Source organism: Sphingomonas sp. 3P27F8, from assembly GCF_005502745.1.
GTDB lineage: Bacteria > Pseudomonadota > Alphaproteobacteria > Sphingomonadales > Sphingomonadaceae > Sphingomonas.
Window position 1 is genome coordinate 43,931 of record NZ_SCNL01000008.1, and the last position, 23,115, is coordinate 67,045.

The window sequence follows — 23,115 nt, forward strand, 5'->3', positions numbered from 1 at the left end:
CTCAGGCCCCCGCCTTCGCTGCCGCCAGCACGTGCAGGCGCGCGGTTTCGGTCGCCGCGACCTCGCTGGCGGGAATGTAGTAATCGCGGTCGTAATTGAAGCTGTGGAAGATCGCATAGCCGATCACCCCCAGCATACCCAGCCCGGCCAGCCACCAGATATGCCAGATCATGCCGAAGCCGGCGGCGGCGGACAGGCCGGCCAGGATCACGCCGGCGCCGGTGTTCCTGGGCATGTGGATGTCCATCCAGCCCTGCTCCGGCGCGAACGCCTTCTGCTGCTTCATGTGCGCCCAGGCGTCGAGATCGTGGATCACCGGCGTGAAAGCGAAATTATAGTCCGGCGGGGGCGATGAGGTGGACCATTCCAGCGAGCGACCATTCCATGGATCGCCCGTCACGTCGGCCAGCGCTTCGCGATGGCGAATGCTGACGAAGATCTGGATCAGGAACGCCGCGATGCCCACCGCGATGATCGCCGCGCCGATCCCGGCGATGATGAACCAGATCTGGAACGACGGATCGTCGAACGTGCGCAGCCGCCGGGTGACGCCCATCAGCCCCAGCACGTAGAGCGGCGTGAACGCGACCCAGAAGCCGATCACCCAGCTCCAGAAGCTCACCAGCCCCCATTTGCGATCGAGCTTGAAGCCGAACGCTTTCGGCCACCAGTAGTTGATCCCGGCGAACATCGCGAAAACCACCCCGCCGATGATGACATTATGGAAGTGCGCGATCAGGAACAGCGAGTTGTGCAATACGAAATCCGCTGGCGGCACGGCGAGCAGCACGCCGGTCATCCCGCCGATCGTGAACGTCAGCATGAAGGCGACCGCCCACATCATCGGCAGTTCGTAACGAATGCGACCCTTGTACATCGTGAACAGCCAATTGAAGATTTTCGCGCCCGTCGGGATCGAGATGATCATCGTCGTGATCCCGAAGAAGCTGTTGACGGTCGCCCCGGATCCCATCGTGAAGAAGTGATGCAGCCAGACCAGATAGGACAGGATACAGATCACGATCAGCGCATAGACCATCGAGGTGTAGCCGAAGATTCGCTTGCCCGAGAATGTCGAGACGACTTCGCTGAACACGCCGAAAGCCGGCAGCACGAGAATATAGACCTCCGGGTGGCCCCAGATCCAGATCATGTTCACGTACATCATCGGGTTGCCGCCCAGCGTGTTCGTGAAGAAATGCGTATCGACGTAGCGGTCGAGACTGAGCAGCGCGAGCACGGCGGTCAGCACCGGAAACGCCGCAACGATCAGCACGTTGGTGACGAGCGCGGACCAGGTGAAGATCGGCATCTTCATGAGGCTCATGCCCGGCGCCCGCATCTTCACGATCGTCGCGATCAGATTGACGCCGGACAGCAATGTCCCGACGCCGGCTATCTGCAGGGCCCAGATGTAATAATCGACACCCACATCGGGCGAGAAATCCAGCCCTGAAAGCGGCGCCATCGCCAGCCAGCCAGTACGCGCGAACTCGCCGATGAACAGGCTGGCCATCACCAGCGCCGCGCCGGCGGTCGTCATCCAGAAGCTGAAGTTGTTGAGGAACGGGAACGACACGTCACGCGCGCCGATCTGAAGCGGGACGATATAGTTCATCAGCCCGGTCACCAGCGGCATCGCCACGAAGAAGATCATGATGACCCCGTGCGCGGTGAAAACCTGATCGTAGTGATGCGCGTTGAGATAGCCTTCGCTGCCGCCGAACGCCATCGCCTGCTGTAACCGCATCATGATCGCATCCGCGAACCCGCGCAGCAGCATCACGATCCCCAGCACCATGTACATGATGCCGATCCGCTTGTGATCCACGGTGGTGAACCACTCCGCCCACAGATAGCGCCACAGCTTGAAATAGGTGAGCGCGCCGAGCAGCGCGATGCCGCCCACCGCCACCATCGCGAAAGTGCCGATCAGGATCGGCTCGTGATACGGGATCGCATCCAGCGTGAGCCGGCCGAAGATGAACTTGGTCAAGGCGTCAGACATGGCCTCAGGCCCCTGTCGCCGGCGCGTGCGCACCGTGCGATTGGTGAGATTGACGAGAGTTGGCGGGCGGCGCTGCGGCGGGCTGCGCACCCGGTTGCGGCTGCACGACCGCCTCCGCCGGAACGGCCGCGGGATGGGCGTGCATCGATTCGCTCATGCACGGCGTGCCGGGCTTGACGCACAAGTTCACCGCGCGATCGAAGAGCCCACGCTGGACGCTGGCGAAATAGGTCACCGGCGCGCGCTCGCTCGGCTGCTCGAGCTTGAGATAGGTCGCGCCGTCAAGCGTCGTCCCGCCGCTCGCCTTCACCTTGGCCACCCATCGCGCGAACGCCGCATCGTCCACCGCATGGGTGCGGAAATTCATACCGGAGAACCCCGCGCCGCTGTAGTTGGCGGACATTCCGGCGAAGTCGCCGGGCTTGTTGAGTACGGCGTGGAGCTTCGTCTCCATCCCGGCCATGGTATAGACCATGCCCGCCATCGCGGGCACGTAGAAGGTGTTCATCACGCCCGCCGAGGTCAGGCGGAATCGCACCTGGCGGTTCACCGGAACGACAAGTTCGTTCACCGTCGCAACACCCTGTTCGGGATAGATGAACAGCCATTTCCAGTCGAGCGCCACGACCTGCACTTCCAGCGCCCGCTCGGCGGCATGGAATTTTTGGCCAGGCGCGATCCGGTCGAGCGGGCGATAGGGATCGAGCGTGTGGGTCGCGAGCCACGTCAGCGCGCCCAGCGCGATGATGATGAGCAGCGGCGCCGACCAGATCACCAGTTCCAGCCCGGTGGAATGATCCCAATCCGGCTTGTATTCACTGTCGGGATTGGAGGCGCGATAGCGCCAGGCGAACAGCGCGATCAATATCATCACCGGCACGACGATGAGCAGCATCAATCCGGTCGACCAGAGGATCAGATCGGCCTGCTGGCGCGCCACGTCGCCGGATGGGTTCATGACGACCATGTCGCAGCCACTCAGCCCCGCCGCCAGCGGGGCCGCCAGCAGCGCGCGGTGCCACTTCCAGTTTCGAGCCTTTGTGTGCATGATGGCTCCCGGCTAGATCGGATTGTGCAACTGCGAAATAGGACAATTTGTCCTATCCCCGCCCCCGGACGGCAAGCCTAAGGGAGCGTGATTTTCGTTCGAGAGTTTACCAGACATGGCCGAAGCGACTGCGAATTCCGGAGCCCTTGAGCGAGACGCGCGCGCGCAGCACGCCGGGGAAACCGTCCACCCTGGAGAGATCGCGATCGGCGTCATCATCGGCCGTACCTCGGAATTCTTCGACTTCTTCGTATACGCGATCGCGTCGGTGCTGGTTTTTCCCCAGCTCATCTTCCCGTTCGTCGATCGGGTGACGGGCACCTTATACTCGTTCGCTTTATTTCCGCTCGCCTTTCTCGCGCGGCCGATCGGCACCCAGATATTCATGGTTATCGACCGTCGCCACGGGCGCGGAACGAAGCTGACGATCGCCTTGTTCCTGCTCGGCACCGCGACCGTGTCGGTCGGCTTTCTGCCCAGCTACGAATCGGCCGGCATCAGCGCGGCGATCATCCTCGCGATCCTGCGCATCGGGCAGGGCATCGCTCTGGGCGGCGCGTGGGACGGGCTCGCCTCGCTGCTCGCCCTTAACGCGCCGGCGAACAAGCGCGGCTGGTATGCGATGGTGCCACAGCTAGGCGCGCCGCTCGGTCTGATCGTGGCCAGCGGCCTCTTCGCCTTCTTCATCGGCACGCTGGGTTTCGATGACTTCCTGAGCTGGGGCTGGCGATACCCGTTCTTCGTCGCCTTCGCTATCAACGTGGTGGCACTGTTCGCGCGGCTGCGCATGGTCGTGACGCCACAATATACCGAATCGTTCAAAAGCCGCGAACTGACCCCCTCCCCCGTGCTCGCAACGGTGAAGGCCCAGTGGCGCAACATCGTGATCGGCGCCTTCGCCCCGCTGGCCAGTTTCGCGCTGTTCCACATGGTCACGGTATTCCCGCTCTCCTGGGTCGCACTTTTTACGAAAGAGAGCATCACCCGGTTTCTGCTGATCGAGATGGTCGGCGCGGCGGTCGGCGTCGTGGCTATCGTGGCCTCTGGCCTGCTGGCGGATCGGATCGGGCGACGCTCGCTGCTGGGCTATACCGCAGCCGCCATCGCGGCCTTCTCCGGCTTTGCGCCGCAGTTGCTGGATGCCGGTGGCCTGGGCGAGACGGCCTTCATGGTGCTGGGCTTCATCCTGCTCGGACTGTCGTTCGGGCAGTCGTCCGGCGCGGTGACGAACAACTTCCCGAAGCGCGCGCGCTATACCGGCGCGGCGCTGACTTCAGATCTCGCCTGGCTGTTCGGTGCGGGTTTCGCGCCGTTCGCCGCGCTGGTGCTGGCGAAGGATTTCGGCCTGCTCGCCGCCGGCGGCTATTTGTTGTCCGGCGCGATCGGCACACTCGTCGCACTCGCGCTCAACTCCGAACTTGCCCGCCGGCTCGACTGAGGCGGGCGCCTCAAGGGGAAGGCCGATCCGCGCCTTCCCCGCGGGACACGAAAACTATCGCGTGCGAGTGCCGCATCGCCCTTTCCCCTTGCGGCACCCGCTGCTATCGGCCGTCGCGATTACGTCGCTTCACACGCCCGCCCGGGCGCGCTCGCGCGGCGGCCCGGCATCCGTCGCGGCCGCCGCCTCCCCGCCGCGCACAGGCTGGCCGAACCCTGGGAAAGGACCAGCATGACCGCCATCGGCCACGATACGCTCGGCGCACGCTCCACGCTCGACGTGGGCGGCAAGGCCTACGATTATTTCTCGCTCGCCAAGGCGGCCGAGAAATTCGGGGATATTTCGCGCCTGCCCTTCTCGATGAAGGTGCTGCTGGAGAACATGCTGCGCTTCGAGGACGGCGTGACCGTAACGCCGGAGGACGTCCAGGCGATCGTCGACTGGCAGAAGGAGCGCCGCTCCGATCGCGAGATTCAGTATCGCCCCGCGCGCGTGCTGATGCAGGATTTCACCGGGGTTCCCTGCGTGGTCGATCTCGCCGCAATGCGCGATGCGATCACCAAATTGGGCGGTGACGCGGCCAAGATCAATCCGCAGGTGCCGGTGCATCTCGTCATCGATCATTCGGTGATGGTGGACGAATTCGGCACGCCAAAGGCATTCGGCGATAACGTCGATCTTGAATACGCCCGCAACGGCGAGCGTTACGAGTTCCTAAAGTGGGGATCCAAGGCGCTGGACAACTTCCAGGTCGTGCCCCCGGGCACTGGCATCTGCCATCAGGTCAATCTGGAATATATCGGCCAGGCCGTGTGGTCGTCCACGGAAAGCGGGGACCACGCGAAGGGCGGCGCGACGATCGCTTACCCGGATACGCTCGTCGGCACCGACAGCCATACCACGATGGTAAACGGGCTGGGCGTGCTCGGCTGGGGCGTCGGCGGGATCGAGGCGGAAGCGGCGATGCTCGGTCAGCCGGTATCGATGCTGATTCCCGAGGTCGTCGGATTCAAGCTTACCGGCGCGCTGCGCGAAGGCATCACGGCAACCGATCTGGTGCTCACCGTTACGCAAATGCTGCGCGCGAAGGGCGTGGTCGGCCGCTTCGTGGAATTCTACGGCCCCGGCCTCGCCTCGATGAGCCTTGCCGACCGGGCGACGATCGCGAACATGGCCCCGGAATATGGCGCGACCTGCGGCTTCTTCCCGGTCGATGACCGCACGCTGGAATATATGCGCCTCACCGGCCGTCCGGACGAGACTGTCGCGCTTACCGAAGCCTATGCCAAGGCGCAGGGCATGTGGCGTGACGAAGGCGCGGCGGACCCGTTGTTCACCGACACGCTCGAACTGGACATGTCCACCGTCGTTCCGTCGCTCGCCGGCCCGAAGCGCCCGCAGGACAAGGTGGCGCTCGATTCGGTCGATGATGTGTTCAACGGCGACCTGGCCAAGCTCTACAACAAGCAAAGCCCGGTCCGCGTGCCGGTCGAGGGCGGTGATCACGATATCGGCGACGGTGACGTGGTGATCGCCGCGATCACCTCCTGCACCAACACCTCCAATCCGTCGGTGCTGGTTGCCGCCGGTCTGGTCGCGCGCAAGGCCCGCGCGAAGGGGCTGAAGCCGAAGCCGTGGGTGAAGACGTCGCTCGCGCCGGGATCGCAGGTCGTCACCGATTATCTCGACAAGGCCGGGCTTTCCGAGGATCTCGATGCGATCGGGTTCAATCTGGTCGGCTACGGCTGCACCACCTGCATCGGCAATTCCGGCCCGCTGGCCGCGCCGATCTCCGCCGCGATCAACGGCAACGATCTGGTCGCCGCGAGCGTGTTGTCGGGCAATCGCAACTTCGAGGGCCGCGTCAGCCCGGATGTGCGCGCAAACTTCCTCGCCTCGCCGCCGCTGGTCGTCGCTTATGCGCTCAAGGGCACCGTGACCGAGGATATGGTCACCACCCCGATCGGCAAGGGATCGGACGGCACCGACGTCTATCTGAAGGATATCTGGCCGAGCAACGACGAGGTGAACTCGTTGATGAACGCCAACATCAACGACGCGATGTTCCGTGCGCGTTATGGCAATGTCTATGCCGGGGACGCCAAATGGCGCGCGATCGAAGTCGAGGGCAGCGACACCTACAATTGGCGGGCCGGCTCCACCTATGTCGCCAATCCACCCTATTTCGACGGGATGGAAATGACGCCCAAGCCGGTTACCGACATCATCGAGGCGAAGCCGCTGGCAATTCTGGGAGATTCGATCACCACCGATCACATCTCCCCGGCCGGATCGATCAAGGCGGATAGCCCGGCGGGCAAGTGGTTGCAGGAGCGGCAGGTGTCGAAAGCCGACTTCAACAGCTATGGCGCGCGGCGCGGAAATGATCAGGTGATGGTGCGCGGCACTTTCGCCAATATCCGCATCAAGAACGAGATGGTGCCGGGCGTCGAGGGCGGCATGTCGCAGTACAATGGCGAGGTGATGTCGATCTACGATGCGGCGATGCGGCACAAGGCTGACGGCACGCCGCTGGTTGTCATCGCCGGCAAGGAATATGGCACCGGCTCGTCGCGTGACTGGGCAGCGAAAGGCACCAACCTGCTCGGCGTGCGCGCGGTGATCGCGGAAAGCTTCGAGCGTATCCACCGCTCGAACCTCGTTGGCATGGGTGTGCTGCCGCTCCAATTCGCGGAGGGCATTGACCGCAAGTCGCTGAATCTGGACGGCACCGAGACGTTCACCATCCACAGCGTTGCCGGACTGCGTCCGCGTCAGGATGTCGAAGTCACCGTCACCCGCGCCGACGGCAGCAGCGAAACCTTCTCCACGCGCTGTCGCATCGACACCGTCAACGAGCTGGAATATTTCCTCAACGGCGGGATCCTGCAATACGTGCTGCGCAAGCTCGCCGCCTGATCCACGACCCGTACCGGCATCGACGAGGGCGCCCCGCGAAAGCGGCGGCGCCCTTTTCTTTCCGTACGCACCGATCACGCCAGCAATATTAATTGCGAAGTCGCAACAACTTATGTCCCATTTTGAAACGATGCTTATTGCGACGCAAAACGAATTGACGGGCTCGTAAAATTAACGAAGTATTAATCATATGCGGCGGGCGGGGACCTGCCGGATAGAATGACGAGGGGAAGCAAATGAAGACGTTGAAAAACGCACTACTTGTCGCGTCCGCGCTAACCGGGATCGCCGTCGCAGGCACGCCGGCGGAAGCGATCAATATCGTGCTGCACCCGGACGCCACGTTCACCAGCGCACCGAATGGGGCTGAAGCGCTATACGCGTTCCGCAAGGCCGCTAATTACTGGAATCAGACGCTTAGCGGCGCCAACAACATGCAGACGATCAACATCAACATCTCGTTCGCGTCGCTGGCCGATCCGAACGTGATCGGTCAGGCCGCAAGCACGCGCTATGACGTGCGCGCATCGTCGGTCTACAACCGCCTGGCCGCGAATTCCGCCACCGCGCTCGATGCGTCGGCGGTAGCCAGCCTTGTCCCGCTGACCGCCAACGGCGGCGTCGGCTATCGCCGCGCACCTGCCCTGGACGGCTCGCTGACCGGCGAGGGGCTGAACATCACGACTGGCAGCGTCTTCGACAATAACGATAGCTACAACAATCGCTACCTCTATGCGAACGGCGCCAATCTCAAGGCGTTGGGCTACAATATCGGCCAGTCGGCGGTTGACGCGCAAATCACGTTCAACTCGAACTTCGCGTTCGATTTCAATCCGACGGACGGCATCTCGAACGGCACCGAGGATTTCACTGCGGTCGCAGCGCATGAACTGGGCCATGCGCTCGGCTTCGTCAGCGGCGCCGATTACTACGACGTCTACGGCGGCGCCGGTCCCGGCGCGAGCATCCCCGGCATCACCTGGGATGACGAATCCGTGCTGTCGATCCTCGATCTGTTCCGCCGTTCCTCGAATGGTGGCGCGTCTGGATTCGATCCGGCGACCGGCGAGCGTTACATCCAGCTCGATCCGAATCGCGGCGCGATGTTCACGATCGACGGGGTGAACCCGTTCAATGGCGACGGCACCTATTCGCAATTCGCAACCGGCCGCTACAACGGTGATGGCAACCAGGCATCTCACTGGAAGGAAGGCACGGGCTATTTCGACCAGAACAACTGCTTCGTACCGTCGCCGGCGCAGGTGGGCATCATGGATCCGACATCGGGCTATTGCCAGCTTGGCATCGTCACCTCGAACGATCTCGCCGCGTTCGATGCGATCGGTTACAACCTGAACTTCGATATCCTGAAGAACAAGGGATATGAATTCACCTCTTCGGACATCTTCGGCCTGCTTGGCCTCGCCAGCGTGCCCGAGCCGTCGAGCTGGGCGATGATGATCCTCGGCTTCGGTTTTATCGGTGGCGCGATGCGCACCCGCAATCGCAAGACGAGCGTACGCTTCGCTGCCTGAGCAAAGACGTCGCTAACAGAAATGGGGCGGCCCGTCTTTTGACGGACCGCCCTTTTTCTTGCCCCGGTTCAGGCGATCCCGGCGTTAGCGCGGCGACGGCCGTAGGCGAAATAGACGATAAGGCCGACCACGTTCCACATCAGGAAATACTCCTGCGTGCGGTGCGGAAGGCTGAAGAACAGATAGATGCAGCCAAGGACGCCGATCGTACCGACGACCGGCGCGAGCGGCGTACGAAACGTGCGCGGCGCATCCGGCGCGCGATGGCGCATCACCAGCATGCAAACGCAGACGGCCACAAAGGCGGCGAGCGTGCCGGCATTGGCCAGCGCCGCGATCGCATCCAGTGGCATCAGCCCGGCGATGATCGCCACCAGCACCGCCGTCAGCGCGGTGATCCGCACCGGCGCGCCGCGACGCGACACCTTCGCCAATGCTTCCGGCAGCAACCCGTCGCGCGCCATCACAAAGAAGATACGACTCTGCCCAAACAAAAACCCCAGCAGCACCGTTGGCAGCGCCACCACCGCGCTTACCGCAAGGAATGTCGCGAAGCCCGGCTTTCCGATCTCGCGCAGGATCAGCGCCAGTGGCTCCGGGCTGTCGGCGAAGCGGGTGAACGAGAGCGCGCCGACCGCCGCCACCGCGACCAGCATGTAGATCGCGATGCACGCCACCATCGATCCGACGATGCCGATCGCCAGATCGCGTCCGGGATTGCGGGTTTCCTCTGCCGCCGTGGAGATCGCATCGAAGCCGTAGAAGGCGAAGAAGATGATTGCCGCCGCCGCCATCACCCCGCGCTCGGCGCCAGCGTCTGTTACATGCTTGGCGAAGCCGAACGGCATGAACGGCTCGAGGTTGGCGGCGTTGAAATGCGGCAGCGCGATCGCGACGAACACCGCCAGCGCGATCATCTTCACCACCACCAGTGCCGCGTTGAGCGTCGCGCTCTCGCGGGTGCCGATCATCAGCAGCCCGGCAACGACCGCGATGATGAACACCGCCGGCAGGTTGACGATTCCGCCGAGCGCCGGGCCGTTCGCCAGCGCGACGGGAAACCCAAATGGCGTCAGCAACGGTGTCGCATAGCCCGACCAGCCGACCGCAACGGTAGAGACGACAAGCGAATATTCGAGGATCAGCGACCAGCCGATCACCCAGGCGATGATCTCCCCCAGCACCGCGTAGCTATAGGTATAGGCGCTTCCCGAAGCCGGGATCATCGTCGCCATCTCGGCATAGGCCAGCGCTGCGCAGGCGCAGATCGCGCCCGCGATGACAAACGACAGGATCACGGCCGGCCCGGCGCGATCCGCGCCTACGCCAATCAACGTGAGAATGCCGGTGCCGACGATTGCGCCGACACCCAGCGCGACGAGATGCGGCCACGAGAGGGTGCGGGCCAGTGCACGTTCTGGCGGCTGCTCGATAATCGTCTTGCGGCGTAACAGGCTGGACATCCACTCCCCTTCCGTGGCGAAACCCCAAGGAGTGGCAAGTAACAGATGCTACGATTGGCGCAAACGCGCAGCGACCGCCGTATTCCTCTTCAGGGCGCCGGCTTGCGCGCCTCGCCTACCCCTAGCCCGCTGCGGGTGGTAAAATGCACGCCGACCATCCCGCCGCCGACGAGAAAGGGGCTGAGATCCTCCAGCGGCGAGCGCCGGGCGATCAGCCGGCCGCGTTCCTGCGGCACGTCCTGAATCGCGGGGTCGCCCGGCTCGCGCGCGATGAACGGCACGCGGAAGCGATCGGCACCGCGCAGGCCGCATACCGTTACATCGGTACGGGAAGCATCCATGACGCAGCGTTTCTCTGCCGCGGTAAGCGCGTGATAATGCGTCATCGCGCTGTCGGCGGTTCCTTCGAGCATAAGCAGCAGGATCATCATCGCGGCCCCAACGATGCACCCGGCACCAGGCAGGTGCAACGCAATTCGTCGCAGGTGTTGCCAGCCCGGCAACCGTTGCTTACCGCCGCCACGATGCAGCCGCTTGATGATCAGCAATCCGCCGCCCGCGCCTGGTTCGAGCAATTGCGCGACCTGATCTGCGCCGAGTTCGAGGCGATCGAGCGCGAGGCCGGATCGGATGCCGCATTCGATTATATCGCTTGGGAGCGTGCCGACCCGTCCGGCGCGCCAGGCGGCGGCGGCGTGCGCGGCGTGATGAAGGGGCGCGTATTCGAGAAGGTGGGCGTCAACGTCTCCACCGTCGGCGGCACATTCGAAGGCGAGTTCGGCAAGACGATCCATGGCGCTGATGACGATCCGCGCTTTTTCGCGACCGGGATCAGCCTGGTTGCACACATGGCGAACCCGCATGTTCCCGCCGTGCACATGAACACGCGTTTCCTGGTGACAACGAAGCGCTGGTTCGGCGGCGGCGCGGATCTCAACCCGCCGCTTCCCGTGGAAGAGGACACCGCCGATTTCCACGCCACGCTGAAAGCGGCATGCGACGCGCATGATACCGGCCACTATCCGCGCTTCAGCAAATGGGCGGACGATTATTTCTACATTCCGCATCGCAAGGTGCATCGCGGCGTCGGCGGCATCTTCTACGATCATCTCGAGGGAGATTTCGCGCGCGATTTCATGTTCACGCAGGATGTTGGCCGCGCCTTTCTCGCGGTGTTCCCACGTATCGTGCGGCGTCGGATGCACCAGCCATACGAGGATGCCGACGTGGCGGCGCAGCGCGAATGGCGCGGCCGTTACGCGGAATTCAACCTCGTGTACGACCGCGGCACGCTCTTCGGGCTCAAGACTGGCGGCAATATCGATGCGATCCTGATGAGCCTTCCCCCGCTCGCCACCTGGAGCTGATCGCGATGGGCCTGACGCCGGTGCCGAACGACCAGCTCGCGACCGTCGTGACGACGCTGGAGATGACGCGCCGCCCCCCGCTGCGCCCGACACCGCCGACGCCGCTGCGCCTTATCCAGTGGGACCGGCCCGATCTGGACAAGTACCGTGCGCTGTTCCGCCGGGTCGGCGGGCCGTGGCTCTGGTATTCCCGCCTCACGATGGAGGATGCGACGCTCGCGGGCATCGTTCACGATCCGGGCATTTCGGTGTTCGCCGCGATCGATCGCACCGGGATCGAGGTGGGGATGCTCGAACTCGATCACCGCCACGCCGGCACGTGTGAGCTATCCTATTTCGGGCTGGTCCCGGAGCTTGCCGGGCAGGGTCACGGACGCTGGCTGATGGCGGAAGCGCTGACGCGCGCGTGGCGGGCGAACGTATCGCGCGTCTGGGTCCACACCTGCACGCTCGATCATCCTTCTGCGCTTAATTTCTATCGGGCGCAGGGGTTCCTCCCAGTCAGGCGGACGGTGGAAACCTTTCCCGATCCACGCGTTCTCGGGCTATTGCCAGATGACGTCGCACCTCACATCCCCCTGCTTGCCAGCCGGCGATAGACCGCGAGCCCGATCGCCAGAATGCCGATGTGATAAGCGGAGGCGGCCAAGGCCATGCCGGCATCGGCAAGCGCAAGGATGATCGGATTCTGCCGGCCGGGGGAGCGCAACACCTCGTCCGCCCCGATCAACGGCGCCAGCACGAGATATTGCGCGAGGAACAGCGTAACGATCGCTGCCAGCACGCCCCACCAATTGCCCCCCGTCAGCCGCCAGCTGCGCCCAACCGCTCGCGCCGCCCCCACTGGCGCTTCGACGATCAGCGCAGGGACCGTCGCGATCAGGCGCGCCTGCATGTAGAGCCCCGGCAGCACGAACAGCCACAGCCCCAACCCGATCGGGATCGACACCAGCAGATCGGCCAGCAGAAACCGCCCGAAACGACGCGCAGCCGTCACCAGCGCGGTCTTCACATCCGGCCGCGCCGGGTGGACCAGCAGGATCGCCAGCACCGCGACGCCATAAATGCCGACCAGATCGGCGAGCAGATACCAGCCAGCGTTCGCCTGCCCCCATAACGAAAGCTGCTCCAGCCATGCCTGCATCGCCGGCTGATCGCGCGGCGTCTGCGGCAGCGCGAGCGGAGACGCCACGAGCAGCTGCACCGCAAACGCGGGCAAGAAGATGAACGGACCAGCGACACGCAGCACCAGATCGCCCTCGCGACGCAGGATCGCCCACGCGTCTGCCAGGACGCGGCCAAGGGTGAGCATCATGCGTGGTCGAGACGTTCGCGCGCGGCGAGATAGAATTGCGCACTGAAGGTTGTCTGCAACACGCCGAGGCCGGCGGTGACGATCCCGGTCGCGGTCGCGAGCAGCAGGATAGTCCACACCTGCCCTTCATCGCCGAAGATCAGCTGCGCCACGCTGCCCAGCACCCAGGTCACGGCGGTAAGCAGCACAATCGCCACGATCGCGTATAGCAGCATCAGCCCGATCAGCTTCATCGTGCTGCCACGTGTCAGCGCGAAGCTGCGTGCGAATGCGCCCAGCCCGCGACGCTCGTTGGTGACGACCGCGAACAGCGGCAACAGCCGGGCCCCGGCCCACAATGCCACCAGCGAAAGCACGAACAGCGCCGGCGTAAGCGCGGCGACACGCGCACCGTCCAATGCCGGCATCGGCATCCCTTGTTCCAGTTGCGCCATATCGATGCTGCCCGCGACCACGTACGCCACCGGCGCAAGCACAACGACGAACGTCACCACCATCACCACCAGCAGCACCGCGATCGCCGCCGGCAGACGGCGTCGCCCGATCGCGATCGCGTCATGCCGACCGACCGCTGGATCGCTGGCCATCGCGGTCATCGCCAGCGTTCCCCACAAGGCGAGCACCGCAACCGCCAGCCCGACCAGCCCCGCCAACAGCTTGAAACTCGCACCGGGGGTGGTCATGGCAAAGACGCGCAACACCGCCTGCAGCATGCCGGGGGCGAACAGGAAAACTCCAGCAAGCCACGCGAGCAATCCGGCGCGGCCGGCGATCACCTCGGTCGTCCGATCCCAAACCGTGCCAATCCGTATCATAGGGCCTCCTGTCAGCGGCGAAAGACCTAGCCTATCGCGCCCCCGCTTGCCAATCGAACGTATCGACCGCATCTGCACCGCCGTGACCAATGATGCCGATATCGAATGGCGCATATCGCCCGGCCTGACCGATTATGCCGCCTCGCTTGCCGAGATGGAAGCGCGCGCTGCGCGGATCGCGGCGCATGACGATCGCGAGCTGATCTGGCTGCTTGAACATCCGCCGGTCTATACTGCCGGCACCAGCGCGGACCCTGCCGAACTGATCGATCCGCGCTTTCCGGTGGTGAACGCCGGGCGCGGTGGGCGTTACACCTATCACGGGCCGGGGCAGCGCGTCGGCTATCTGATGCTCGACCTTGCCCCGCGCGGACGCGATGTCCGGCTTTTCGTCCACGCGCTCGAAGGCTGGGTGATCGCAGCACTGGCAGAGCTGGGCATAGCCGGGTTCCGCGCGCCCGGGCGGATCGGCATCTGGACGATCGATCGCGACGGGCGTGAAGCAAAAATCGGTGCGATCGGCGTGCGGGTACGGCGCTGGGTGACGTTCCACGGTTTTTCGGTGAATCTCTCGCCCGATCTCGGGCATTTCGGCGGAATCGTGCCGTGCGGTCTCGCCGAATATGCTGTGACGAGTACAAAAGCGCTGGGCGCGCCGCATGATCTTGCAACTTTCGACGCCGCTCTTGCGTTCACGCGCAGCCAATTCCTCGAAACTCTATCGGACGCTCGCGAAAACGAGGCTTGAGAGCATAGGCCGATGCGATTAATGTCCCCTGCGATTTGGGGATTAAATGGCCATACGGCGTCCAAATCTACTGTCTAGGGAGCTCTACATGCGTGCTATTTCCAAGATCCTGACCGGTACGGCCATTGCGGCGGCGGCTCTGGCCGTTTCGGCTTGCGGCTCGAAGACCGAGACTACCACCGAGAACACCACCATCACCGACATGAACGCCACCGAAGGCATGGACACGACGACTGACAACATGACGGCGGTCGACAGCTCGATGAATTCGGGCATGATGGCGAACGATGCGGGCGCGATGGACGCGAACGCAGCGATGCCCGCCAACGCGAACTGATCGCCGCACGGCAATCACATTGCGAAAAAGGGGTCGTCCGGGAAACGGGCGACCCCTTTTTCATTACTTCGCAACGCCCGGCGGGTGTGACGCTTTCCACGCTTACAAGCGCAATGCGGCGGGCTGAGTCACGAACGTGATGAATACCCTTGGGTTAACCGCACGAAAGCCCTAGAATCCCGCGCGTCGCGTGGGAGAAGTTGAAATGGCGTTGGGGCGTATCGTTATAGCAGGCCTGGGGGCAGGTGCGTTATTCGCCGGTACACCCGCTGCGGCTCAATTCTTCATGCAGTCCAAGGATCTTTCGGGTACTGCGGTTGTCGGTAACGAGCCGGGTCTCGGGCCGGACCTGCCGGGCGCCACGCTCGAAGAACAGAAAGCTGCCGTGATCTGGAACGTGCGCGCAGCGCTCAACGTCGCGGCATTGCAATGCCAGTTCGAACCAACGCTGACGGCGGTGAGCAACTACAATGCGATGCTGGTGGATCACAAGACCGAGCTGAAGCAATCCTGGGATACGCTCAGCAAATATTTCGCGCGTATGAACAAGGCACCGAAAGCAGCGCAAAACGCGCTGGATCAGTTCGGCACGCGTACCTATTCCAGCTTCACCACCGTCGCCGCACAATATAATTTCTGCATGTCCGCCAACGACGTGGGTCGCGAGGTGGTATTCGCGCCGCGCGGCGGTTTCGGCACGGTCGCGCTGCAGCGCATTCGCTTGCTTCGCAATAGCCTCAAGCCATGGGGTGAACAGCGTTTCCCGCGCTTCATTTATCCGCAGACCACACTGCCGCGTCTCGACGATATCTGCTGGAAGAACGGCGACTGGCAGGTCAAGAAATGCGGCGCGCAGAATTTCCCGCCCGCCGGTGTTGGCGTGGCGCAGCGCTGACGGTCGTCAGCGTAGCCCGAGCAGCTTGTGCGTCTGCAGCGTCAGGCGCCAGCGCGGCCGCTGCATGACCAGCGCCACCGCCGCATCGCGATTTGTCTCGGCGGCGGGATCGTCCATCGGTTGAAGCAGGAAATGGGTGAAATCCCATTGCTCGATCGCTTCGATATCGCTGCCGGGTTGGGGCCAGACCAACTTCAACTCGTCCCCTGACCGCTGCACCGTCTCGCTGCCAGCTTTGGGACTGATGCACACCCAGTCGATGCCGGGGTGCACGGGAAGAGTTCCGTTGCTCTCGATCGCTATGAAAAATCCTTCGGCGTGCAGCGCAGCGACGATGGCGTCGTCCACCTGAAGCATCGGCTCCCCGCCGGTTAACACCACGAAGCGCTCGGCGGTATCGCCGTCCCACATCGCCACGACCGCGCTCGCCAGTGCGGCGGCATCGGGAAAGCGGCCGCCACCCAGCCCGTCCATGCCGACGAAATCGGTGTCGCAGAAGCGGCAGATCGCAGTCGCGCGATCCTCCTCGCGGCCTGACCAGAGATTGCACCCGGCAAACCGCACAAACACCGCGCGCCGCCCGGCCTGTACGCCCTCGCCCTGGAGCGTCAGGAACATTTCCTTGACCGCGTAGCTCATCACGGCGCCGGCGGGCTCACCGCATATGTTGTCGGATCGAGCACCCCGGCGTCCTCGAACCCCTTGTGCCGCAAGCGGCAGCTATCGCACAGCCCGCAGTGCAGGCCACCAGGCGCGGGATCGTAGCATGACCAGCTGACACCCATATCCAGCCCCAAACGCGCGCCTTCGCGCACGATATCGGCCTTGGTCATCATCTGGAGCGGGGCAAGGATGCGGAAGGGTGCGCCTTCGACGCCCGCCTTGGTCGCCAGTTCGGCCAGAGTCTCGAATCCGGCGATGAATTCGGGGCGGCAATCGGGATAGCCGGAATAATCGAGCGCGTTGACCCCGACATAGATGTCTCGCGCGCCGCTCGCCTCGGCCCAGCCGAGAGCGAGGCTCAGGAAGATCGTGTTGCGCGCGGGCACATAAGTGATCGGTATCCCCTCGCCCACGCCATCCTTGGGCACCGCGATATCGTCGGTAAGCGCCGATCCGCCGAACGCGCGCAGGTCGAGCGGCAGCACGACATGGCGCTCTGCCCCCAGCAGTCGCGCGATGCGGCGGGCAGCCGCCAACTCTACCTGGTGGCGCTGGTTATAATCGACCGAGAGCGCGAGCACGCGAAACCCTGCTTCAGCCGCGAGGGCGGCGGAAACCATCGAATCAAGGCCGCCCGAAACAAGGACGACCGCAAGCGGAGATTGGCTTGTCATAAGCTGACACCAGCTAGGCTCTCACCGCGCGCGGCGCAAGAAAAAGGGCCGCCCGAAGGCGACCCGAAAGTTGATCGACCGGTTCCGGCCGGATCAGGGAGAAAGCGTGCCCAAGAAAAAGCACTCGTCCCGATTACGCCCATTACGTTAACGCGCCGATAACGCGGCGGTCAGCATCTGCCGATGTGACGTGCCTCGTAATCGAAGTCGAACGGTGCGCCTTTCATCAACCCCTGCGTCTGCAAACGGATCAGATGGCGGTCCTCCACCTTGATCGTGGTGCGGCCATATCCCTGTCCGGGACAACGATATTGAACCGTAACGCGATTAGGCTGATCTTCGATGACGAATTGCTGACATTGCGCCGGGCCGTGCACCAGTTGCAGGAGCATTCGGGGATCGCGGACGCAGATTTCGCGCTGCGCGTTGGCATTGCCGATCTCATGCAGCGACCATGCCCCGCGCTCGACCCCGCCGAGCGCGACCATCCGCGCCTCCTGCGCGATCGCGCCAGTGGCTACAGCGGCGACCAGTATGGCGGCCAGACGGAATGATGCGACTCTTTTCACGACCGTAATCATATCACGATTCACCGCAAATCAAGCCCATCCTGCCGCTCACGCCGCTGATGTCTCTATCCGAACCGGGAAAACGGTCGAGCAGAAATTGCAATCGACCGAGATCACGCCATTCGCGTCCGCCATCTCGCGCTGCTCCTCCGGCGGAAACTTCGAGATGACCGAGCGGATATGCTCCGGATTGCAGCGGCAGCCGCGTGTCAGCCGGGTGTCGCCAAGCACACGCACTTCGCGCGCCTCGTTGAACAATCGCCAGATCAGCGTTTCGAGCGGCACCGCGACATCGACAAGCTCATCGACACCCATCGTTGCACCGAGCGTGGCGACATGCTCCCACTCCGGATGGTCGTGACTTACGTGCAGCCGCTCGCGTCCCACTTCGCCCGGCGGAAGATGCTGGAGGAAAAGGCCGCCGCCGACGATCTGGCCGTCGCGGCGGCGCACGCCGACACGCAACAGGCTGGGGATCTGCTCCGACTGGATGAAATATTGCTCCGCCACCTCCGCCAGTGACGCGCCGTCGAGCGGGACGATGCCCTGATAGCGTTCGCCCGTGGTGGCGAGATCGAAGGTGATCGCCAGATATCCCTGCCCGAATAGCGCGAACAGCGTCGGCTCGGCCGGCCCTTCGGCGAGCCGCTCCGCATCGTAATCGACATAGCCTCGCAGCTCACCATCGCGATAATCGACCACCAGCAGCCGCACCACGCCGTTCCGGGTCTGCGCCTGAAGCGTGAGTTGACCCGCGTCATCCTTCAGCGTCGAGCCGATCAGCGCCGCGATGACGAGCGCCTCGGCGAGCAGGCCTTCGATCGCGGGCGGGTAGGCATGGGCGGAAAGGATCTCATCCATTACCGGCCCGAGCCGCAGCACGCGTCCGCGCGCGTTGAATTCCGGAATCGTGAAGCCAAGCGCGCGATCGAGATCACGCCCGGGAAGGTCTGCCATCATATATCCCTCACCCCGCCCGTGGCGGAGGCCTCGCGCCGCGAGGCAATCCCTGTCTGTCGTCAGCCGGCGCTCACCGGATCGAGAGCATAAGTGGGGACGATCGGCCGGCGATCAACCGATCTGGCCGAAGCACCAGCGCAGGATCGCCTTCTGCGCGTGAAGCCGGTTCTCCGCCTCGTTCCAGATCAGCGATTGCGGGCCATCGATAACATCGGCCGTCACTTCTTCGCCGCGATGCGCGGGCAGACAGTGCATGAACACGGCATCGGGCTTTGCCTTGGCCATCAGCCCGGCATCCACCTGATAGGGGGCCATCGCGCGAAGCTTTGTATCGGCATGCGCCTGCCCCATCGACACCCAGGTATCGGTGACGATCACATCCGCCCCTGCCGCCGCTTCCGCTGGACTGGCCACCACGCGCGCGCGGCCCTTGCCGAGTGCGACATCGCCGTCACTTGGCATGAACCCCTGCGGGCAGGCAGCGATCACATCGAAATGCAGCAGTCCGGCCGCTTCCATGAGCGAGGCGAGCACGTTGTTGCCGTCTCCCAGCCATGCCACCTTCAAGCCGGGCAGCGCCTTGCCATGCTCTAGGATAGTCTGGAGATCGGCAACGATCTGGCAGGGGTGGGACGCATCGGTAAGGCCGTTGATGACCGGCACGCTGGCATGCGCCGCCATCTCCTCGATCTTGGCATGATCGTCGGTGCGGATCATGATCGCGTCCACATACCCGGATAACACGCGCGCTGTATCCGCGATGGTCTCGCCGCGCCCGATCTGCATCGTGCCGGCATCGGCGACGATAGAGGTTCCCCCGAGCTGGCGGACCGCCATGTCGAAGCTGAAGCGGGTGCGGGTGGAATTCTTCTCGAACACCATCGCGAGCACGCGGCCGGCGAGCGGTGCATCGGCATCCGGCGCGCCCTTTGGCAGGCCGACGCGCGCGGCCTTCCGATCGATCGCATCAGCAAGGATCGCCGCGACTCCGTCGGCGCCCGCATCGCTTAGGTTGAGGAAATGACGGACACTCATGGAAATCTCCCCCCGGAGATCGGCCGCCCGCGCCGACCGGATCGGCGCGGGCGGCGGGTCATCAATCGTCGTTGACGGGCGTGTACGCTCGCGCCGCTTCGCTCAGCCGCTCGACACATTCCGCGATATGGCTCTCGTCGATATTGAGCGGCGGCAGGATACGCACGACGTTGTCGCCGGCCGAAACCAGCAGCAGGCCATGATTATCGCGCGCGTGCGCAACAAACGCCCGGCTGTCGCTCTTGAGCTTGAGGCCGAGCATCAGCCCATGACCGCGTACGCTGTCGAACAGGTGGTCGTGGTTGGGGATCAACTGCTCCAGCGCCTGGCGCAGGCGATTGCCCGTCTTGGCCACATTATCGAGAAAGCCGTCCTCCAGCAGCACGTCCAGCACGGCCTCGCCCGCCGCCATCGCGAGCGGGTTGCCGCCATAGGTCGAGCCGTGGGTGCCGATCACCATGCCCTTCGCGGCCTCTTCCGTAGCGAGGCACGCCCCGAGCGGGAAGCCGCCGCCGATGCCCTTCGCCACCGCCATGATATCCGGGGTGATGCCGTAAAGCTCGTGCGCAAAGAGCTTGCCGGTCCGGCCATAGCCAGCCTGCACCTCGTCCAGCACCAGCAACAGGCCATGCTCGTCGCATGCCTTGCGCAGACCCTGGAGAAACTCTTCGCTGGCCGGCCGGATACCGCCCTCGCCCTGAATCGGCTCGACCAGAAAGCCCGCCGTATGCTCATCAATCAGCGCGAGCGCGCCGGCGAGCTCATTGAATTTCGCATATTTGAAGCCTGGCAGCAGCGGCTCGAACCCATCGCGCATCTTCGGCTGATTTGTGGCGGAGATCGTGCCGAGCGTCCGCCCGTGGAAGGCGGTGTCGAAGGTGATGAGATCATGCCGCTCGGGATGGCCGTTGGCGAAATGGTAGCGCCGCGCCGTCTTGATCGCGCATTCCACCGCCTCGGCGCCCGAATTGGTGAAAAACACCGTGTCGGCGAATGTCGCGTCGATCAGCCGCTGCGCGAAATGCTCGCCCTGCGGGCTGCCGTAAAGATTGCTGACGTGCATCAGCGTCGCGGCCTGATCCGCGATCGCCTTCACGAGCCTGGGATGGCCGTGGCCGAGGCAGTTGACCGCGATGCCGCTGGCGAAATCGAGGTACTTCTCGCCTCGCTCGCCATAGAGATACGCGCCCTCGCCTCGCACCGGCCGCACTCCGCAACGCGGGTAGACGGGCATCAGTGCGGTGATGGTCACGGGGCATCTCCTGAAAAAGAGCAAGGGCGACCAAAGCGGTCGCCCGGATCACGCTAATACCGGCGGCTTGGGCCGAGCGTCAACATCACGCGTCGATCGCTTCCTCGTCGATCCGCGCGGCGTTCTCCTGGATGAAAGCGAAGCGGTGCGCCGGGTTTGTGCCCATCAACCGATCAACCAGATCCTTCACGCCAGCGCGTTCCTCATATTCCTGCGGCAGGGTGATGCGGATCATGCCCCGGGTCCTGGGATCCATCGTGGTTTCGCGAAGCTGGGCCGGGTTCATCTCGCCGAGGCCCTTGAAGCGGGCGACCTCGACCTTCTTGCCCCTGAACGGCCCCGCCTCGATCTCGGCACGGTGCGCGTCGTCGCGGGCGTAGAGCGACTTGCTGCCGGCGGTGAGCCGATAAAGCGGCGGCTGCGCGAGATAGAGGTGCCCGCGCCGCACGATATCCGGCATCTCCTGGAAGAAGAACGTCATCAGCAGCGTCGCGATATGCGCGCCGTCCACGTCGGCGTCGGTCATGATGACGATGCGTTCGTAGCGCAGGCTCTCCGCCTGGCAATCCTTGCGCGTGCCGCAGCCAAGCGCCTGGATCAGGTCCGCGATCTCCTGATTGGCGACGATCTTGGCCGAGGTGGCGGAGGCGACGTTGAGGATCTTGCCCCGGATCGGCAGGATCGCCTGCGTCTTGCGATCGCGCGCCTGCTTGGCGGAGCCGCCGGCCGAGTCGCCTTCCACGATGAACAGCTCGGTTCCCTCCGGGCTGTCGGCGGAACAGTCCGTGAGCTTGCCGGGCAGGCGCAGCTTGCGGCCGGAAGTGGCCGTCTTGCGCTTCACCTCGCGCTCCTGCTTGCGGCGCAGGCGATCGTCCATCCGTTCCAGCACATAGGAAAGCAGCGCCTTGCCGCGATCCATATTGTGGCTGAGGTAATGATCGAAATGGTCGCGAACCGCCTTCTCGACCAGCCCTGCCGCCTCCGGCGAGGTCAGCCTGTCCTTCGTCTGCGACTGGAACTGCGGCTCGCGGATGAACACGGAAAGCATCAGTTCCGAGCCGACCATCACGTCGTCCGCGTTCAGATCCTTGGCGCGCTTGTTGCCCACCAGATCGCCGAACGCGCGCAGCCCGCGGACCAGCGCCTGGCGCAGCCCCTGCTCATGCGTGCCCCCGTCGGGTGTCGGGATCGTGTTGCAGTACCAGCTATAGCTGCCATCCGACCATAAGGGCCACGCAACCGCCCATTCGACGCGCCCCTGTTCGCCGGGAAATTCCTGCATGCCGGCGAAGAAATCGGCGGTCGCACATTCGCGGCCGTCGATCTGTTCGCGCAGGTGATCGGCAAGCCCGCCCGGAAACTGGAACACCGCCTCCGCCGGCGTATCGTCGGAGATCAGCTCGGGGGCGCACTTCCAGCGTATTTCGACGCCGGCGAACAGATACGCCTTGGAGCGGGCGAGGCGATAGAGCCGCGCCGGCTTGAAATGCAGCTCGCCCCCGAAAATTTCCTCGTCAGGCGTAAAGGTGACGGACGTGCCGCGCCGATTGGGTGCCGCGCCGGCATTCTCCAGCGGGCCCAGTGTCTGCCCGCGCGCGAAACGCTGGCGATATAGCTGCCGGTCGCGCGCCACTTCCACCACCGTGTCCGACGAAAGAGCATTGACGACCGAGACGCCCACGCCGTGCAGACCGCCGGACGTCGCATAGGCCTTGCCGGTGAACTTGCCGCCGGAATGCAGCGTGGAGAGGATCACTTCCAGCGCGCTCTTGTCGGGTAACTTCGGGTGCGGATCGACCGGGATGCCGCGTCCGTTATCGACCACGGTCAGCCGGTTGCCGGCCGCCAGCGTCACCTCGATCCGCGTAGCATGGCCGGCGACAGCCTCGTCCATCGCATTGTCGAGCACCTCGGCGGCGAGATGGTGAAGCGCACGCTCATCCGTGCCGCCGATATACATGCCGGGGCGACGCCGCACCGGCTCCAGCCCCTCCAGCACCTCGATCGATGAAGCGTCATAATTATTGGTCGGGGCGGCGGAGGGCGGCGCGAACAGATCGGACATGGCACGGCT

General features: G+C 64.1%; 21 protein-coding genes. 8 read left to right on the forward strand and 13 right to left on the reverse strand.

Annotated elements, in window-relative coordinates:
• Position 1: 1 nt before the first annotated feature.
• Entirely contained in the window at positions 2-2,008 is a 2,007-nt protein-coding gene (gene cyoB, locus FFS35_RS10980; RefSeq protein ID WP_137787140.1) for a cytochrome o ubiquinol oxidase subunit I, read from the reverse strand.
• 4 nt (positions 2,009-2,012) lie between these two features.
• Complete coding sequence (cyoA, locus tag FFS35_RS10985; protein WP_249341590.1) at positions 2,013-2,975, reverse strand: ubiquinol oxidase subunit II; 963 nt, start codon at positions 2,973-2,975, stop codon at positions 2,013-2,015.
• Between the two features lie 196 nt (positions 2,976-3,171).
• Here cyoA and FFS35_RS10990 point away from each other — a divergent pair, with 196 nt between their 5' ends.
• From FFS35_RS10990 to FFS35_RS11000, 3 genes are all read left to right on the forward strand, one after another.
• On the forward strand, positions 3,172-4,494 hold the full coding sequence (locus tag FFS35_RS10990) for an MFS transporter (protein ID WP_137787142.1): 1,323 nt from the start codon (positions 3,172-3,174) through the stop codon (positions 4,492-4,494).
• A gap of 231 nt (positions 4,495-4,725) precedes the next feature.
• Positions 4,726-7,413 (forward strand): aconitate hydratase AcnA, encoded by a 2,688-nt coding sequence (gene acnA / locus FFS35_RS10995; RefSeq protein ID WP_137787143.1) that lies wholly within the window; start codon positions 4,726-4,728, stop codon positions 7,411-7,413.
• Positions 7,414-7,649: 236 nt separating this feature from the next.
• Positions 7,650-8,948, forward strand: a complete 1,299-nt coding sequence (locus FFS35_RS11000) for an NF038122 family metalloprotease (RefSeq protein WP_137787144.1) — start codon at positions 7,650-7,652, stop codon at positions 8,946-8,948.
• Positions 8,949-9,016: 68 nt separating this feature from the next.
• Here the strand turns inward: FFS35_RS11000 and FFS35_RS11005 are convergent, their stop codons facing one another.
• Entirely contained in the window at positions 9,017-10,411 is a 1,395-nt protein-coding gene (locus FFS35_RS11005) for an amino acid permease (RefSeq protein ID WP_137787145.1), read from the reverse strand.
• Positions 10,412-10,500: 89 nt separating this feature from the next.
• Complete coding sequence (locus FFS35_RS11010; protein WP_137787146.1) at positions 10,501-10,839, reverse strand: hypothetical protein; 339 nt, start codon at positions 10,837-10,839, stop codon at positions 10,501-10,503.
• A gap of 96 nt (positions 10,840-10,935) precedes the next feature.
• Here FFS35_RS11010 and hemF point away from each other — a divergent pair, with 96 nt between their 5' ends.
• Entirely contained in the window at positions 10,936-11,778 is an 843-nt protein-coding gene (hemF, locus tag FFS35_RS11015; RefSeq protein WP_137787249.1) for an oxygen-dependent coproporphyrinogen oxidase, read from the forward strand.
• Positions 11,779-11,783: 5 nt separating this feature from the next.
• Positions 11,784-12,377 carry a GNAT family N-acetyltransferase gene (locus FFS35_RS11020; RefSeq protein ID WP_137787147.1) on the forward strand — a complete coding sequence of 198 codons (594 nt, stop codon included), beginning with the start codon at positions 11,784-11,786 and terminating at the stop codon, positions 12,375-12,377.
• On the opposite strand, the gene FFS35_RS11025 is transcribed toward FFS35_RS11020, so the two are convergent.
• Entirely contained in the window at positions 12,347-13,093 is a 747-nt protein-coding gene (locus FFS35_RS11025; protein ID WP_137787148.1) for a hypothetical protein, read from the reverse strand. The two genes, FFS35_RS11020 and FFS35_RS11025, sit on opposite strands and share 31 nt — an antisense overlap.
• Positions 13,090-13,908 carry a hypothetical protein gene (locus tag FFS35_RS11030; RefSeq protein ID WP_171007594.1) on the reverse strand — a complete coding sequence of 273 codons (819 nt, stop codon included), beginning with the start codon at positions 13,906-13,908 and terminating at the stop codon, positions 13,090-13,092. The genes FFS35_RS11025 and FFS35_RS11030 overlap by 4 nt, the downstream gene beginning before the upstream one ends.
• A gap of 46 nt (positions 13,909-13,954) precedes the next feature.
• On the opposite strand from FFS35_RS11030, the gene lipB reads away from it, so the two are divergent.
• The 3 genes from lipB (at position 13,955) to FFS35_RS11045 (ending at position 15,888) form a co-directional block, all read left to right on the forward strand.
• Entirely contained in the window at positions 13,955-14,656 is a 702-nt protein-coding gene (gene lipB, locus FFS35_RS11035) for a lipoyl(octanoyl) transferase LipB (RefSeq protein ID WP_249341573.1), read from the forward strand.
• Between the two features lie 88 nt (positions 14,657-14,744).
• Positions 14,745-14,993: a hypothetical protein gene (locus FFS35_RS11040; RefSeq protein ID WP_137787150.1), complete on the forward strand. Its 249-nt coding sequence runs from the start codon at positions 14,745-14,747 to the stop codon at positions 14,991-14,993.
• Positions 14,994-15,198: 205 nt separating this feature from the next.
• Positions 15,199-15,888, forward strand: coding sequence for a hypothetical protein (locus FFS35_RS11045; RefSeq protein ID WP_137787151.1), 690 nt, complete (start codon positions 15,199-15,201; stop codon positions 15,886-15,888).
• Positions 15,889-15,894: 6 nt separating this feature from the next.
• Here the strand turns inward: FFS35_RS11045 and queE are convergent, their stop codons facing one another.
• From queE to parE, 7 genes are all read right to left on the reverse strand, one after another.
• The gene (gene queE, locus FFS35_RS11050; protein WP_137787152.1) at positions 15,895-16,527 is read right to left on the reverse strand and encodes a 7-carboxy-7-deazaguanine synthase; all 633 of its coding nucleotides are present in this window, start codon (positions 16,525-16,527) and stop codon (positions 15,895-15,897) included.
• Positions 16,527-17,225, reverse strand: a complete 699-nt coding sequence (gene queC, locus FFS35_RS11055; RefSeq protein ID WP_137787153.1) for a 7-cyano-7-deazaguanine synthase QueC — start codon at positions 17,223-17,225, stop codon at positions 16,527-16,529. The genes queE and queC overlap by 1 nt, the downstream gene beginning before the upstream one ends.
• 170 nt (positions 17,226-17,395) lie before the next feature.
• Positions 17,396-17,794 (reverse strand): hypothetical protein, encoded by a 399-nt coding sequence (locus FFS35_RS11060; RefSeq protein WP_137787154.1) that lies wholly within the window; start codon positions 17,792-17,794, stop codon positions 17,396-17,398.
• A 48-nt stretch (positions 17,795-17,842) separates the two neighbouring features.
• Positions 17,843-18,751 (reverse strand): Hsp33 family molecular chaperone HslO, encoded by a 909-nt coding sequence (locus FFS35_RS11065; protein ID WP_137787155.1) that lies wholly within the window; start codon positions 18,749-18,751, stop codon positions 17,843-17,845.
• Between the two features lie 114 nt (positions 18,752-18,865).
• Entirely contained in the window at positions 18,866-19,789 is a 924-nt protein-coding gene (gene argF / locus FFS35_RS11070; protein ID WP_137787156.1) for an ornithine carbamoyltransferase, read from the reverse strand.
• A 61-nt stretch (positions 19,790-19,850) separates the two neighbouring features.
• Complete coding sequence (locus FFS35_RS11075; protein WP_137787157.1) at positions 19,851-21,041, reverse strand: aspartate aminotransferase family protein; 1,191 nt, start codon at positions 21,039-21,041, stop codon at positions 19,851-19,853.
• Positions 21,042-21,126: 85 nt separating this feature from the next.
• Positions 21,127-23,106 (reverse strand): DNA topoisomerase IV subunit B, encoded by a 1,980-nt coding sequence (parE, locus tag FFS35_RS11080; RefSeq protein WP_137787158.1) that lies wholly within the window; start codon positions 23,104-23,106, stop codon positions 21,127-21,129.
• Between the last annotated feature and the right edge of the window lie 9 nt (positions 23,107-23,115).